The sequence below is a fragment of the Amycolatopsis tolypomycina genome, from assembly GCF_900105945.1.
Taxonomy (GTDB): Bacteria; Actinomycetota; Actinomycetes; order Mycobacteriales; family Pseudonocardiaceae; genus Amycolatopsis; species Amycolatopsis tolypomycina.
Genome location: NZ_FNSO01000004.1, coordinates 4811743 through 4828502, shown reverse-complemented (window position 1 = coordinate 4828502; position 16760 = coordinate 4811743). Strand labels below are relative to the sequence as shown.

The window sequence follows — 16760 nt, the reverse complement described above, 5'->3', positions numbered from 1 at the left end:
GCTCTGCGCGCCGCGCTGAAGGAGAACGAGCGGCTCAAGCACCGGAACCGGGAACTGACCGCCGGGGCCGCCGAGCCGATCGCCGTCGTCGGGATGAGCTGCCGGTTCCCCGGCGGCGTCCGGGAGCCGGCGGACCTGTGGCGGGTCGTCACCTCCGGCACCGACGTCATCTCCGGGTTCCCCGCCGACCGCGGCTGGGACCTCGACGCGCTCTACAGCGCCGACCGCGACCGGCCGGGCACCACCTACACGCGCTCGGGCGGCTTCCTCGACGGCGTCGCCGACTTCGACCCGGCCTTCTTCGGGATCAGCCCGCGCGAAGCCCTCGCGATGGACCCGCAGCAGCGGCTGCTGCTCGAAGCGTCGTGGGAGGCGATCGAGCACGCGCGGATCGACCCGCTTTCCCTGCGCGGCAGCCGGACCGGGGTGTTCGCGGGGCTCGTCTACCACGACTACGGGTCCTGGCTGAGCCGGGCGCCGGAGGACCTCGAGGGCTACCTCAGCACCGGGATCTCCGGCAGCGTCGCCTCGGGCCGGATCTCCTACACCCTCGGCCTGGCCGGTCCCGCGGTCACCGTCGACACGGCGTGCTCGTCGTCACTGGTGGCCCTGCACCTGGCCTGCGAATCCCTGCGCCGCGGCGAATGCGCGCTGGCGCTGGCCGGCGGGGTCGCCGTGCTGGCGACGCCGATGATGTTCGTCGAGTTCGCCCGGCAGGGTGCGCTGTCGGCCGACGGGCGGTGCCGCTCGTTCGCCGCCGGCGCCGACGGGACGGCGCTGAGCGAAGGCGTCGGCATGCTGCTGGTCGAGCGGCTGTCCGACGCGCGGCGGCTGGGGCACCCGGTGCTCGCGGTCGTCCGGGGCTCGGCAATCAACCAGGATGGCGCGAGCAGCGGCCTGACCGCCCCGAACGGACCGGCGCAGCAGCAGGTGATCCGGGCCGCCCTGGCGAACGCCGGACTGTCCACATCGGACGTCGACGTGGTGGAGGCCCACGGTACCGGCACCCGGCTGGGCGACCCGATCGAGGCGCAGGCGCTGCTGGCGACCTACGGCCAGGACCGGGAAACCCCGCTGTGGCTGGGCTCGGTGAAGTCCAACCTCGGCCACACCCAGGCCGCGGCGGGTGTCGCGAGCATCATCAAGCTGGTGCACGCGATGCGCCACGGCGTGCTGCCGAAGTCCCTGCACCTCGACGAGCCGACCCCGCAGGTGGACTGGAGCACGGGAGCGATCTCCCTGCTGTCCGAACCGGTGCCGTGGCCGGAGACCGGCCGCCCGCGCCGGGCGGGGGTGTCGTCGTTCGGGATCTCCGGGACCAACGCGCACGTCGTCCTCGAGCAGGCGCCGGAGGGCGACGAACCGGGCACGCACGAGGGTGTGGTGCCCTGGGTGGTCACCGGCGCCACCCCGGCCGCGGCCCGGGACCAGGCCGCGCGCCTGCGTGCCTTCGCGGCGGACCACCCGGAACTGTCTCCATCGGACATCGGGTTCTCCCTGCTCACCACCCGGTCCGCGTGGGAGCACCGGATCGTCTTTGCCGGTGAAGATCGGGACACGCTGCTGGCGGCGTTCGAGACCGCGCGGCCGCGGCGGGTCGCGGCCGGGAAGCCCGCGTTCCTCTTCACCGGCCAGGGCAGCCAGCGCCGGGGGATGGGGCGTGAGCTGCACGAGCGGTACCCGGTGTACGCGCGGGCCTTCGACGAAGCGTGCGCCGCCGCGGGGATCGACCGCGACCTCGTGCTCGGCGGCGCCGAGCTGACCCGGACGGACCTGGCCCAGCCGGCGATCTTCGCCCTGGAAGTGGCGCTCTACCGGCTGTTCGAGTCGTGGGGTGCCCGCCCGGACCGGCTGGCGGGCCATTCGGTCGGCGAGCTCGCGGCGGCCCACGCCGCCGGGGTGCTTTCCCTGGCCGACGCCGGAAAGCTGGTCGCCGCCCGTGGGCGGCTGCTGCAGGCCCTGCCGGAGACCGGCGCGATGGTCGCGATCCAGGCGGCCGAAGCCGAAGTGCGTCCGCGGTTGGCCGCCACCGCCGACATCGCCGCCGACATCGCCGCCGTGAACGGGCCCGAAGCCGTCGTCGTCTCCGGTGCCGAAGACGCCGTCGCCGCGATCGCCGCCCACTTCACCGGACTCGGGAGGCGGACCAAGCGGCTCGACGTGTCGCACGCCTTCCATTCGCCGCTGGTCGAGCCGATGCTCGAAGAATTCCGGGCGGTCGCCGCCGGGCTGTCCTACGCGCGGCCCCGGATTCCGCTCGTCTCGGCCGTCTCGCCGTCGGCCGACCCGGCCACCCCCGGCTACTGGGTCGAGCACGTGCGCGCGACCGTCCGCTTCGCCGACGCGATCGGCGCGCTGGCCGAGGCGGGCGTGACGACCTGCGTCGAACTCGGGCCGGACGCCGTGCTGTCCGCGATGGGTGCCGAGTGCGCCGAAGACCTCACCTTCGTCCCCGCCCTGCGAGCGGGGGAGTCCGAGACCGGCACCGCCGTGACCGCGCTCGGGCACGTCCGGGACGCCGACTGGCCGGCGTTCTTCGCCGGCGCGCGGACCGTCGACCTGCCTGCCTACGCCTTCCAGCGCGAGCGGTTCTGGCTCGAGCACGACCAGCCTGCCGGCGATCCGTGGCGCTACCGGATCACGTGGCCGGCCCTGCCGGAGCGGCCCGCGACCCCGCCAGCGGGCACCTGGCTGGTCCTGCTCCCGGCCGATGGCGCGTCCTGGGCCGGGGAAATCCGCCGGGCCCTCGATCCGGACGCCGTCACCGTCACGCTCGACACCGGTCTGGACCGCCACGCCGTCGCCGACCGCCTGCACTCCGCACTGGGCGGCACGACCCCCGCCGGTGTCCTTTCGCTCCTGGCCGCCGGGACCACGCCCCACCCCGGGCACCCGGAGGTCCCGGCCGGGCTCGCGCTCACCACCGTCGCGCTGCAAGCCCTGGCGGGGATCGACGCGCCGTGCTGGCTCGTCACGTGGTCCGGCGTCGCGGTGGACCCGGCCGAAACCCCCGACCCCGACCAGGCCCGGATCTGGGGCCTCGGCCAGGTGGCCGCGCTGGAGGCGCCGGAGCGCGAACTCCGGCTCGCCGACGTCGCCGACGGCGCGGTGCCGCGGTTCGCCGGCCTGCTCGGCACGACGGGCGAGGACCGGGTCGCGGTCCGCCGGGACGCCGTCCACGGCAGGCGGCTGGTCCGGGCGGCGGCCCCCGCCACCGCCCCCGAACGGCCGTGGCGCCCGCGCGGAACGGTCCTGGTGACCGGCGGCACCGGCGCGCTCGGCGCGCACGTCGCCCGGTGGCTCGCCGAGAACGGTGCCGAGCACCTGGTCCTCGGCAGCCGCCAAGGGCTCGAAGCGCCGGGCGCCGCGGACCTGCGAGACGAACTGACCGCACTCGGCGCCCGGGTGACCGTCGCCGCGTGCGACGTCGCCGACCGCGCCGCGCTCGCCGCGCTGCTGGCCGAGCACCCGCCGAACGCCGTCGTCCACGCCGCGGGCGTCGCGCAGTTCACCCCGCTCGACGGCACGAGCGCCGCCGAGCTGGCCCGGGTCGCCGCGCCCAAGGCCGCCGGCGCGGCCCACCTCGACGACCTGCTCGCCGGCACCGACCTGGACGCCTTCGTGCTGTTCTCCTCCGTTTCGGGGGTGTGGGGCGCCGACGGCCAGGCGGCCTACGCGGCCGCGAACGCCTACCTCGACGCCCTCGCGCAGCGCCGCCGCGCTCGCGGCCTGCCGGCCACGGCCATCGCCTGGGGCGCGTGGGGCGAAACCGGGATGTCGGCCCACGACGGCGTCGAGGAGCACCTGCGCCGTCGCGGTCTCGCCGCGATGCCGCCCCGGCGCGCGGTCGCCGCGGTGCAGCACGCCCTCGACCACGGCGAAACCGCCGTCGTCGTCGCCGACGTCGACTGGGCCGCCTTCGTGCCCGCCTTCACCGCCGGCCGGCCCGGCTTCCTCCTGGACGAACTCCCCGAAGCACGGCGGTTCGCGGCCCCCGCCCCGGCCGGGACCACGCCGCTCGCGGCCCGGCTGGCGCAGTTGCCCGAGGCCGACCGGCTGCCCTTCGTCACCGCGCTGGTCCGCGGGCACGTCGCCGCGGTGCTCGGGCACCACGAGCCGGGCGGCGTCGACCCCGGCCGTGCCTTCCGCGAACTCGGGTTCGACTCGCTCACCGCCGTCGACCTGCGCGACCGGCTCAACGGCGACACCGGGCTGCGGCTGACGGCGACCGTCGTGTTCGACCACCCGGACGTCACCGCGCTCGCCGCGGAACTGCACCGCGCGGCGCTGGGAACCGTCCTCGACGAAACCGCGGCCGCACCGGTCGCCGCCGACGAGCCGATCGCCGTCGTCGGCATCGCCTGCCGGTTCCCCGGGGGTGCCGACACACCGGAGGCGTTCTGGGACCTCGTCCACGAGGGCCGCGACGCCGTCTCGGGCTTTCCGGCCGACCGCGGCTGGGACCTCGGGGACCTGTACGACCCCGAGCCGGGACTCCCCGGCAAGACCTACACCCGCTCCGGCGGCTTCCTCGACGACGCCGCCGGGTTCGACGCCGCGTTCTTCGGCATCAGCCCGCGGGAGGCCAGGGCGATGGACCCGCAGCAGCGGCTGCTGCTGGAGACCTCGTGGGAGGCCGTCGAACGCGCCGGCCTGGATCCGCACGGCCTGCGCGGCAGCCGCACCGGCGTGTTCGCCGGCGTGACGCACCAGGGCTACGGCCCGCCGTGGGACTCGGCCGCCGGAGCCGCGGCCGGGCACCTGCTCACCGGCATCGCCGCCAGCGTCGTGGCCGGCCGGGTGGCCTACACCTTCGGCCTGGAAGGCCCGGCCCTGTCGATCGACACGTCGTGTTCGTCGTCCCTGGTGGCGCTGCACCTGGCGGCCGAGTCGCTGCGGCGCGGCGAATGCACCCTGGCACTGGCCGGCGGCGTGACCGTGATGAGCAACCCCGGCGCGTTCGTCGAGTTCGGGCGGCAGCGCGGGCTGGCCCCGGACGGGCGGTGCAAGCCGTTCTCGGCCGCCGCCGACGGGACGGCCTGGGGCGAAGGCGCGGGCGTGCTCCTGCTGGAACGGCTCTCCGACGCCGAGCGCCACGGCCACGAGGTGCTGGCGGTGATCCGCGGTTCCGCGGTCAACTCCGACGGCGCGAGCAACGGCCTCACCGCGCCGAACGGCCCTTCGCAGCAACGGGTGATCCGGGACGCGCTGGCGCGGGCCGGGCTCCGGCCGTCCGAAGTGGACGCCGTGGAAGCGCACGGCACCGGCACGACGCTCGGCGACCCGATCGAGGCGCAGGCGCTGCTGGCGACCTACGGCCAGGACCGGGAAACGCCGCTGTGGCTGGGTTCGGTGAAGTCGAACATCGGGCACACGCAGGCGGCGGCCGGGGTGGCCGGGGTGATCAAGATGGTGGCGGCGATGCGCCGTGGTGTGCTGCCGCGGACGTTGCACGCCGACGAGCCGACGCCGCAGGTGGACTGGACCGCGGGCGCGGTGCGGCTGCTCACCGAGGCCGTGACGTGGCCCGACGGCGGCCGGCCGCGCCGGGCCGGTGTCTCGTCGTTCGGCATGAGCGGCACCAACGCGCACGTCGTGCTCGAACAGGCACCGGTGCGCGAGCGCCCGCGCCCGGCCCCGGCCCCGGCGGCCGGGCCGCTGGTCCTGTCGGCGAAGACCGGGACCGCGCTGGCCGCGCAGGCCGCCCGCCTGCTGTCCCATGTGGATGGTGAAGCGGACGTCCGGTGGGCGGATCTGGGTGCGTCACTGGCCGCGCGCCCCCGGTTCGAGCACCGCGCCGTGGTGCTGCCGGCCGCGGACCCACGGGCGGCGCTGCAGGCACTCGCGGCGGGCCGCCCGGCGTCCTCGGTGGTCTCCGGCGCCGCGACGAGCCCCGGCCGGACCGTGTTCGTCTTTCCCGGCCAGGGCGGCCAGTGGGCGGGGATGGGGGCGCGGCTGCTGCGCGAGTCGGAGGTGTTCGCCAAGCGGATGGCCGAATGCGACGCCGCACTCGGCGAGTTCGCCGACTGGTCGGTGACCGGCGTGCTGCTCGGCGATCCCGGTGCACCGGTCCTGGACCGCGTCGACGTCGTGCAGCCGGCGTTGTTCGCGATGATGGTCTCCCTGGCCCGGCTCTGGCAGTCCGCCGGCGTCGAGCCGGACGCGGTCGTCGGGCACTCGCAGGGCGAGATCGCCGCGGCGTGCGTCTCCGGTGCACTGTCCCTTTCGGACGCTGCGCGCGTGGTCACCCTGCGCAGCAGGGCACTGGGCGAGCTGGCCGGGCAGGGCGGGATGGTCTCGGTCGCCCTGCCCGGGGCCGCGGCGGCGGACCTGCCGGCCCGCTGGGGCGGCCGGCTCGCGCTCGCCGCCGTCAACGGGCCTTCGTCCACAGTGGTCTCGGGCGATCCCGAAGCCCTGGGTGAGCTGATCGCGTACTGCGACGGCGAAGGCGTGCGGGCCCGGGCGGTGCCGGTGGACTACGCTTCGCACTCGGCGCACGTCGAGCGGATCCACGACCGGCTGCTGCGCGAGCTGGCCCCGATCCGGGCGCGGGTGCCCGAGATCGCGTTCTGGTCGACCGTCACCGGCGAACGGCTGGACGGCCCGGCGACGGACGCTGGCTACTGGTACCGGAACCTGCGGCAGACCGTGCTGCTCGAACCGGTCGTCGAGCGGCTGGCCGGGCTGGGGCACACGGCGTTCGTCGAGGTCGGGCCGCACCCGGTGCTGCTGAACGCGCTGCTGGAAACCGTCGAGAACCGGGGCACCGACGCGGTGGTGACCGGCACCCTGCGCCGCGACGACGGCGGCATGGACCGGTTCGCCGAATCGGTGGCCACCCTGCACGTGCGGGGTGTGCCCGCCGACTGGCGGCCGTTCTTCCCGGACGCGCGGCGCGTCCCGCTGCCCACCTACCCGTTCGAGCGCGAGCGGTTCTGGCTGGACCGCGGTGCGCCGTCCGGCGGTTCGCCGGACGGGCCACCCGGCTCCGGGCACCCGCTGCTCGGCGCGGTCGTCGCCGTCGCCGGGCGCGCGGAAGTCGCGTTCGCCGGACGGCTGGGCGTCGCGGGACGGCCGTGGCTCGCCGACCACGCCGTGCACGGCGTGATCCTGTTCCCCGGCACCGGTTTCCTCGAACTCGCGAGCGCCGCGGGCGAGCGGACCGGGTGCCCGGACGTCGACGAACTGACGCTCGAAGCACCGCTGGTGCTCGGGACGACCGGCACCGTCGAGACGCAGGTGCTGGTCGGCGAGCCGGACGAGTCGGGCCGGCGGGCCGTCACCGTCCACTCCCGGACCGGCGGCGAGGAGACCTGGACACGCCACGCCACCGGGGTGCTGTCGGCGGCCGCGCCGACCCCGACCGGACTGCCCGGATGGCCGCCGCCCGGCGCGGTTCCCGTCGACCTGGCCGGCTTCTACGACGACCTCGCCGACCGGGGCTACGGCTACGGCCCGGCCTTCCGCGGCCTGCACGCGGCCTGGGTGGCAGGCGACGACGTCTACGCCGAGGTCCGCCTCCCGGACGGCTGCGCACCGGACTCCTTCGGGCTGCACCCGGCGTTGCTGGACGCCGCGCTGCACGCGTCCGGCCTGCGGAACGCCCCGGACGGCCTGCCGTTCTCGTGGACCGGCTACACGCGGTTCGCGGCCGGGGCCACCGCGGTGCGCGTCCGGCTGTCCCCGGCCGGCGACGGGCTCGCGGTGACCGTCGCGAGCGAGACCGGGGAGCCGGTCGCCCGGATCGGCGCGCTGGTGACGCGGCCGCTCCCCGAACCGGCCCGCCCGGCCACCGACGGGCTGCACCGGCTCGACTGGGTGCCCGTCGCGGCCCTGGCCGAGCCGACGTCGAGCTGGACCGAGGTGTCCACAGTGGACGACGTGGCGGCCGCGAGCGGGATCCTGCTGGCCGGGTTCGCCGCCGAGGACGGCGATCCGGCGGCGACCGTCCGCCGGACGACGTTCCGGGCGCTGGAACTCGTGCAGGCCTTCCTCGGCGACGAGCACCGCGCCGGGACCGACCGGCTCGTGCTGCACACCCGCGGCGGCGTCGCGGCCGCGACCGGGGAGCTGCCGGACCCGGCGCAGGCCGCGCTCTGGGGCCTGGTGCGTTCCGCGCAGTCCGAGCACCCCGGCCGGTTCGTGCTCGTGGACGACCCGGCGGGCGACCACCTCGCGGCAGCTGTCGCCCTCGGCGAGCCGCAGGTGGCCGTCCGGGACGGCGAGTTCCGCGTCCCGCGCCTGACCCGGGCGGCCCCCGGCGCGGCGGCTCCGGCGTGGGGCGGCGGGACCGTGCTGGTCACCGGCGCCTCCGGGCTGATCGGCGGCCTGGTGGCCCGGCGGCTGGTCGGCCACCACGGCGTCACCCGGCTCGCGCTGCTCGGCAGGCGCGGGGCCGGTAGCCCGGAAGCCGCCGCCCTGCTGGCGGAGCTGCGCGACCGGGGTGCCGACGTCAGCTGGCACGCGTGCGACGCGGCGGACCGGGCCGCGCTGGCCGAGGTCGTGGCCGCCCTGCCGGACCTCACCGCGGTCGTGCACTCGGCGGGTGCGCTGGACGACGGCGTCGTCACGGCCCTGACCCCCGAGCGGATCGAGACGGTGCTGCGGCCCAAGCTCGACGCGGCACTGGCCCTGCACGAGGTGACGAAGGACCACGACCTGGCGGCGTTCCTGCTGTTCTCGTCGGCGTCGGGCTTGCTGGGGACGGCCGGGCAAGCCGGTTACGCGGCCTCGAACGCCTTCCTCGACGCGTTCGCCCGGCGGTTGCGCGCCGCGGGCGTGCCGGCGAAGGCGCTGGCCTGGGGCCTGTGGGCCGAGCCGAGCGGGATGAGCGGCGGCCTCGGCGACGTCTACCTCGCCCGCGGCGCCCGGATCGGCCTGCTCCCGCTGTCCTCGGACCAGGGCCTCGAACTGTTCGACGCGGCGCTGGCCGTGGACGACGCCGTCGTCGTCCCGGTGCGCGTCGACACGACCGTCCTGCGCTCGGCGGCGGATCCGGCCGAGGTCCCGGCGGTGCTGCGCGGCCTGGCCGGGCCGCGGCGGCGGGACACCGGCCGCGGCCCGGACCCGGCCGGCTTCGCGCGGCGGGTGCGCGGCGCGGCCCCGGCGGAGCGCGCCGAGGCCGTGCTCGGCCTGGTGCGGCAGCTGGCCGCGGACGCGCTGGGACTCGCGTCCGCCGCGGCGGTCCGCGACGACCGCGGGTTCCTGGAGATCGGCTTCGACTCGCTGATCGCCGTGGAGTTCCGCAACCGGCTCAGCGCCGCCACCGGCGTCAAGCTGCCGAGCACGCTGGTCTTCGACCACCCGTCGCCGGCCGCGGTGGCCGCGTTCACCGAGGCCCGGCTCGCCGGGGACGCCGACGACGCCACAGCCGCGGCCCTCGCCGGCCTGGACGGCGTGGCCGCCGCGCTCCGGACCGCCGGGCCGGACGCGCGGGCCCGGATCCTCACCCGCCTGCGGGCCCTCGCCGCCGATCCCGGCGCCGCGCCGGACGACGGCCCCCGTGACCTCGACGGGGCGTCCGACGAAGAACTCTTCGACCTCATCGACAACGACTTCGGGATGACGTGACATGGCCGAGCAGGACCAGCTCCGCACCTACCTCAAGCGCGCGGTCACCGAGGCACGCGACGCCCGGCGGAAACAGCGCGAACTCGAAGAGCGGGCCAGGGAGCCGATCGCGATCATCGGGACGGCCTGCCGTTTCCCCGGCGGGGCCGAGTCGCCGGAGCGGCTGTGGCGGCTGGTCGCCGACGGCGTCGACGCGGTCGGCGAGTTCCCGGCCGACCGGGGCTGGGACCTCGGCGGGCTGTTCGACCCCGACCCCGACCACCCCGGCACGTCCACCACCGCGGCGGGCGCGTTCCTGCCCGGCGCGGCCGAGTTCGACGCCGGGTTCTTCGGGATCAGCCCGCGCGAGGCACTGGCCACCGACCCGCAGCACCGGCTGCTGCTGGAGACCGCATGGGAGGCGGTGGAACGCGCCCGGATCGACCCGGCGTCGCTGCGCGGCACCCGCACGGGGGTGTTCGCCGGGGTCATCTACACCGAGTACGGCGCCCGCGTCTGGAACGGCAGGGCGCCGGAAGGACTCGAGGGCTTCCTCGGCACGGGCAGCGCCGGCGGTGTCGCCTCCGGCCGGATCGCCTACACCCTCGGTCTCGAAGGCCCGGCGATCACGGTGGACACGGCGTGCTCGTCGGCGCTGGTGGCGCTGCACCTGGCGAGCGAGTCGCTGCGGCGCGGGGAATGCACGCTCGCGCTGGCCGGCGGGGTCACCGTCCTGGCCACGCCGGCTGCGTTCCTCGAGTTCTCCCGGCAGCGCGGCCTCGCCCCGGACGGCCGGTGCAAGCCGTTCGCCGCCGCGGCGGACGGCACCGGCTGGGCCGAAGGGGCCGGGATCCTGCTGCTGGAACGGCTGTCCGAAGCCCGCCGCCGCGGTCACCCGGTGCTGGCGGTGATCCGCGGCTCGGCGGTCAACTCCGACGGCGCGAGCAGCGGCCTGACCGCCCCGAACGGACCCGCGCAGCAGCGCGTGATCCGGGCGGCACTGGCGAACGCCGGGCTGTCTGCTTCGGACGTCGACGCCGTCGAAGCGCACGGCACCGGCACGAAACTGGGCGACCCGATCGAAGCACAGGCGTTGCTGGCCACGTACGGCCGGGATCGGCCGGGGGACCGGCCGTTGTGGCTGGGTTCGGTGAAGTCGAACATCGGGCACACGCAGGCGGCGGCGGGGGTGGCCGGGGTCATCAAGATGGTCGAGGCGCTGCGCCGTGGTGTGCTGCCGCGGACGTTGCACGTCGACGAGCCGACCCCGCAGGTGGACTGGACCGCCGGCGCGGTGCGGCTGCTCACCGAGGCGGTGGCGTGGCCGGAGACCGGCCGCCCCCGCCGGGCCGGGGTGTCGGCGTTCGGGCTGTCCGGGACGAACGCGCACGTGATCGTCGAGCAGGTGCCTGCGGACGAGGAACCGGCGCCCGGCCCGGAAACCGGGGTGGTGCCCTGGGTGCTGTCCGGCCGGACCGCCCAGGCCGTGCGGGACCAGGCCGCCCGCTTGGCGTCCTTCGTGGCGGAGCGGCCGGAACTGTCCGTTGTGGACGTTGCGCGGTCACTGGCCGTCACGCGGTCCCGGTTCGGGTACCGGGCGGTGGCCGCCGGAGCGGACCGGACGGCGCTGCTCGACGCGCTCGCGCGGGCCCAGGCCGAACCGGCCGCCGAGGGCAAGGTGGCGTTCCTGTTCTCCGGCCAGGGCGCCCAGCGCGCCGGCATGGGCCGTGCGCTGTACGACCGGTTCCCGGTCTACGCCGAGGCCTTCGACGCGGTGTGCGCGCGGTTCCCGCTGCCGGTGCGGGAAGTCGTCTTCGAGGACGCCGAAGCCCTCGACCGCACCGAGTACGCGCAGCCGGCGTTGTTCGCCGTCGAGGTCGCGCTGTTCCGCCTGCTGGAGTCGTGGGGCCTGCTCCCGGACGCGCTGGCCGGGCATTCGATCGGCGAGATCGCGGCCGCGCACGCCGCCGGGGTCCTCTCGCTCGACGACGCCGCGACGCTGGTCGCCGCGCGCGGTGCGCTGATGCAGGCCCTGCCCGCGGGCGGGGCGATGACCGCCGTCGAGGCCGCCGAGGCCGAAGTGCGCCCGCACCTGGGGGACACGACCGGGATCGCCGCCGTCAACGGGCCGCGGGCGGTCGTGGTGTCCGGGGCGCGGGCGGACGTCGAGCGGATCGCGGAGACGTTCGCCCGGCAGGGCCGCCGGACGAAGGCCCTCGCCGTGTCGCACGCGTTCCACTCACCGCTGATGGAACCGATGCTGGCGGAGTTCCGCCGCGTCGTCGAAGGCCTCACCTTCGCCCAACCGCGGATCCCGGTGCACTCGACGGTGTCCCGCGCCGCCGACATGTCCACTGTGGACTACTGGGTGACGCACGTCCGCGCGACCGTGCGCTTCGCCGACGCCGTCGAGCAGCTGCGGACCGCGGGGGTGACGACCTGCCTGGAACTCGGGCCGGGCGGCGTGCTGTCCGGGATGGGCCCGGCCTGCACCGGCGACATCCGCTTCGTGCCCGGGCTGCGGGACGGGCGGCCGGAGCCGGAAACGCTCTTCGGTGCGCTCACGACGCTGGCGCCGGACTGGGCGGCGGTGGTCGCGGAGGGCCGCACTGTCGACTTGCCGACCTACGCCTTCCAGCGCGAGCACTTCTGGCTCCGGGAGCCGCCGCGGGCGGGGGACGTCGAAGCCGCCGGGCTCACCGCGATCGGGCACCCGCTGCTCACCGCGTGCGTGCCGGTGCCGTCGACCGGTGAACTGGTGCTGACCGGGCGGCTTCCGGCCGCGGCCGGGTCGTGGCCTGCCGACCACGAGGTGCTGGGCAAGCGGCTGCTGCCGGGTGCCGCCGTCGTGGAGCTGGTGCTGCGGGCCGCGGAGGAAGCCGGGTGCGGGCAGCTGGAGGAACTGACGCTCGAGGCCCCGCTGGTCCTGCCGGACGAGGCGACCCGCGTCCAGGTGGTGCTCGGCGCGCCCGAGCCGTCGGGCCGCCGCACGGTCGGCGTCCACGCGCAGACCGGCGAAGGGCCGTGGACGCGGCACGCGACGGGGTCCGTCGTCGTGGCGGCGGGCGAGGAGCCCGGCGAGGCACCGGACTGGCCACCGGCGGGCGAGGAGCTGTCCGTCCCGGAGCTGCACGACGACCTGGCGGCCGCGGGACTCGGCTACGGCCCGGCGTTCCAGGGCCTCGACGCCGCGTGGCGAGCGGGCGAGGAGGTGTTCGCCGAGGTGACGCTGCCGGTCGACGCCGACGGGTTCGGCATCCACCCGGCCCTGCTCGACGCGGCCCTGCACGCGGCGGCACGCCTCGCGTCGGCGGCGGAGCCGGGAGTACCCCGGCTGCCGTTCGCGTGGAGCGGCGTCCGCCTGCACGCGGTGGGGGCGACGAGCCTGCGGGTCCGGCTCGCCCCGGCCGGGGGAGAAGCGTTTTCGCTGGTGGCGTGGGATCCGGCAGGCCGGCCGGTGCTGACGGTGGAGTCGCTGGTCCTGCGCCCGGCCGGCGGGCTGGGCGACCGGCCACGGGCGGGCGAGCTCCTGCGGGTCGACTGGCCCCGGCTGCCACTCGCGGCGGCCGAGCAGGCGGCGTGGCCGGTGGTCGGCCCGGCACCGGAACACGTGACGGTATCGGCGAAGTACGGCGACCCGGCGGAGCTGGGCCGGGCCCTCGACGCGGGGGCGGCGGTGCCGCCGGTGGTGCTGGCCACGGTCCCTGCCGGCGGCACAGGAACGGGGACCGTGCGCGCCGCCGACGTTCGTGATGCCGTCCAGCGCACCCTCGCTCTCGCTCGTTCCTGGGTCGAAGACGCGCGGTTCGACGGCTCGAAACTCGTGCTCGTCACCGGCAACGCGGTCGCCACCCCCGCTCCCGATCTGGTCCAAGCACCGCTGTGGGGCCTGCTGCGGTCGGCGCAGGCGGAGCACCCGGACCGGTTCGTCCTCGTCGACAGCGACGCCACCGAAGCCTCCGCCGAAGCGCTCGCCGGTGCCGTGGCCACCGGTGAGCCACAGCTCGTGCTCCGCGACGGCGTCGCCCGCGTGCCCCGGCTGACCGCCGCCGTCCCCGGTGCCGGGCCGGTCGCCTTCGACCGCGACGGAACCGTTCTCCTCACCGGTGGCTCCGGGGACCTGGCCCGCGTGCTCGCCCGGCACCTCGTCCGCGGCCACGGGGTGCGGCACCTGCTGCTCGCCGCCCGGCGGCCGGAACGCGCCGCCGACCTCGCCGCCGAGCTGACCGGCGCGGGCGCCGACGTGACCGTCGCCGCCTGTGACGTCGCCGATCGGGAAGCCGTTCGCGCGCTGCTCGCCGGGGTGCCCGCCGCGCATCCGCTCAGCGCCGTGCTGCACACCGCCGGCGTGCTCGACGACGGCGTGCTCACCTCGCTGCGGCCCGGACAGCTCGACGCCGTCCTGCGGCCGAAGGTCGACGGCGGCCTCGTCCTCGACGAACTGACCCGGGACCTCGGCCTGGCGGCGTTCGTCCTGTTCTCCTCGGCCGCCGGCCAGGTCGGCGCGCCGGGACAGGCAGGCTACGCCGCCGCGAACGCCTTCGCCGACGCGCTGGCCCGGCGGCGCCGGGCCGACGGCCTGCCCGCCACGGCCCTCGCCTGGGGCCTGTGGCAGCAGGACGACGGCATGGCGGGCGGTCTCGGCGCCGCCGACCGGAACCGGATGGCCCGCGCCGGCGTCGTCGCACTGTCCGAAGAGGACGGTCTGCGGCTCTTCGACGCGGCGCTCGCCGGTGAAGAGGCGGTCGTGGTGCCGATCGGGCTCGACCGGGCCGCGCTCCGGAACTCCGGCGAGCGGGTGCCGGCGCTGCTGCGCGGGCTGGTCCGGGCCCCCGTCCGGCCGGCGGCGAAAACCGCGCCCGATTCCGCCGGGGCGTTCGCCGGACTGTCCGAAGAGGACCGCCGAGCCCGCGTCCTGGAGCTGGTGCGGCAGGAGGCCGCCGTCGTGCTCGGCCACGCGAGCGCGGACGCGATCACCGCCGGGCAGCCCTTCCTCGAAGCCGGGTTCGACTCGCTCACGGCGGTCGAACTGCGCAACCGCCTCGCCGCGGCGACCGGGACGCGGCTGCCCGTGTCGGTCGTCTTCGACCTGGCCACGCCCGCGGCGCTGGCCGCTCGCCTCGCCGGGGAGCTGGCGCCCGGCCACCCCGCCGCCCCGGCGGACGCGGGCGACACCGTCAACGCCCTGTACCGCCAGGCCTGGGAACGGCGGGACATCGCCGCCGGCAACGAGTTCCTCCGCGCGGCGGCGCGGCTGCGGCCCAAGTACGACGACGCGGCATACCTGGCGGAACTGCCGCCGCCGGTCACCCTGGCCACCGGCCCCGCCCGGCCGCGGCTGATCTGCATCCCCACGCTGGCGGCGTCGTCGAGCCCGCTGCACTACGCGCGGTTCGCGGCCGAACTGCAAGGCGTCAGGGACGTCTCGGTCGTGTACCTGCCGGGGTACGCCGACGCGCGGGAGAAGCTGCCGGCGTCGTTCGACGCGATGGCCGGTCTGCTGGCGGATTCGGTGGAGCGGGCCGCGGGCGCGGAGCCGTTCGCGCTGGTCGGCTATTCGGCGGGAGGCTGGCTGGCCACGGCGGCGGCACTGCGCCTGGAGGACCGCGGCCGCACCCCGGCGGGCGTGGTCCTCGTGGACACGTACTTCTTCGACGCGGACCTGCCGCTGATCGAGCCGACCCTGGCCGACGAGATGTTCGCGCGCGAGGACTTCTTCGGCCGCATCGGCCACGCCCGGCTCACCGGAATGGGCGGCCACCTCAACGTGCTGGACACGTTCACCCCGCGCGCGACGAAGGCGCCGATGCTGTTCGTCCGCGCGCTGGACCCCCTCCCCTCGGAGGCCGACGGCGTCGGTCCCGACCACCCCATCTGGCGGCACGAGATCCCCTTCGCCGACGAGACGGTCGAGGTGCCGGGGAACCACATGAACGTGATGGAACAGGAGAACGCGCGGGAGGTGGCACGCGTAGTGGACCGGTGGCTCGCCTGAGGCGGCCCGCGCTCGGCCCCAGCTCGAGGTGCAGGCGATGCCGTCCGGTGGTGCCGGCAGCGAGCACGCGGCGACGGCGATCTTCCGGATCGTGGCCGCCGCCGTGCCGGCCGGCAGCCGTGTCCTGCTCGACGATCAGCGGCGCAGGGCTGCCGCGAGCTCGGCCGCGGACTCCGGGCCGGCCCGATCGGTCTCGTCGAGCGCCGCGTCGATCACGTCGGCCAGGGCGGTGGGCACGGTGGGGAGGCGGTCGCGGATGGGGATCGGCGGCTGACGCAGCACCACGGCCACGGGGTCGGTGTCCGGCGGGAACTCGCGCGGCGGCAGGCCGGTGATCATCCAGTACAGGCATGCGGTGACGGCCCAGAGGTCGACCTCGGGGCGCGCGTACTTGTAGTCGAACACCTGCCGGCGTGGCATGAAGGCGACGGTGCCGCCGACGGCGCCGGTGCGGGTGCGGCCGGACAGGCCGGCCTGGTCGAACGCCTTGGCCAGCCCGAAGTCGGCGATCTTGAGCCTGCCGTCGGTGGTGAGCAGCAGGTTCGGGGGCTTGATGTCCCGGTGCACGAGGCCACGCCCGATCGTGGTGCTGCCATCGGCCAGCCGCACCGGGACGTCGGCCTCGTGGGCGTAGGCCAGGGCGTCGAGAGCCTGCTCCGCAAGGGAAACGGCCTGCTCGACCGGCAACCGGCTCCTGATGTGGCCACCGGCGCAGTACTCGTAGTGGATCCGGAGCACGCCGTTCTCGGTGTCGCTGCCGAGGCAGCTGACGATGTGCCGGTGCCGCAACGCCTTCGTGCAGTCCAGCTCGCGCTGGAAGGCGTCGCGGGCATCGGGGTCGACCCGACCTTGCTCGGTGAGCGTCTTGACGGCCGCGAATTCGCCCGGCGTCCGCTCGACCAGCTCCACCACCCCCTGGGCGCCCCGGCCGAGTTCCCCGACCACGTGGGGAAACAGGGACACCCGCACGGTGGTGTCGCCGATCCGCAGCTCGTCGCCGTCGTGCAGTTCGACGGTGTCGTGGGCGGTTCCGTTCACGAAGGTGCCGTTGCGGCTGCCCAGGTCGTGCACGGTCACCGACACCGGGCCGACGTCGACGCGGCAGTGCCGGCGGGAGACCTTGTGGTCGGCGGCGATCCGGAAGCCGCAGTCCGGAGCGCGGCCGATCGTGCAGGCGCCGGTGACCACCGTCGACAAGTCTCCGCAGGACAACCGG

At 76.1% G+C, this 16760-nt stretch carries 3 protein-coding genes; 2 read left to right on the top strand and 1 reads right to left on the bottom strand.

Annotated elements, in window-relative coordinates; genetic code table 11:
- Positions 1 to 3: 3 nt before the first annotated feature.
- Both BLW76_RS50000 and BLW76_RS31660 read left to right on the top strand, forming a co-directional pair.
- Positions 4 to 9570, top strand: coding sequence for an SDR family NAD(P)-dependent oxidoreductase (locus tag BLW76_RS50000; protein ID WP_425266064.1), 9567 nt, complete (start codon positions 4 to 6; stop codon positions 9568 to 9570).
- Between the two features lies 1 nt (position 9571).
- Positions 9572 to 15544, top strand: coding sequence for a type I polyketide synthase (locus tag BLW76_RS31660; protein ID WP_091314309.1), 5973 nt, complete (start codon positions 9572 to 9574; stop codon positions 15542 to 15544).
- 135 nt (positions 15545 to 15679) lie between these two features.
- Here BLW76_RS31660 and BLW76_RS31655 read toward each other — a convergent pair whose 3' ends face one another.
- Positions 15680 to 16732: a protein kinase domain-containing protein gene (locus BLW76_RS31655; protein WP_244170694.1), complete on the bottom strand. Its 1053-nt coding sequence runs from the start codon at positions 16730 to 16732 to the stop codon at positions 15680 to 15682.
- Positions 16733 to 16760 lie beyond the last annotated feature (28 nt).

Bases quoted from the DNA above. Each gene is read 5' to 3' on its own strand.
- BLW76_RS31660 (WP_091314309.1), top strand. From the start codon at position 9,572: ATGGCCGAGCAGGACCAGCTCCGCACCTACCTCAAGCGCGCGGTCACC.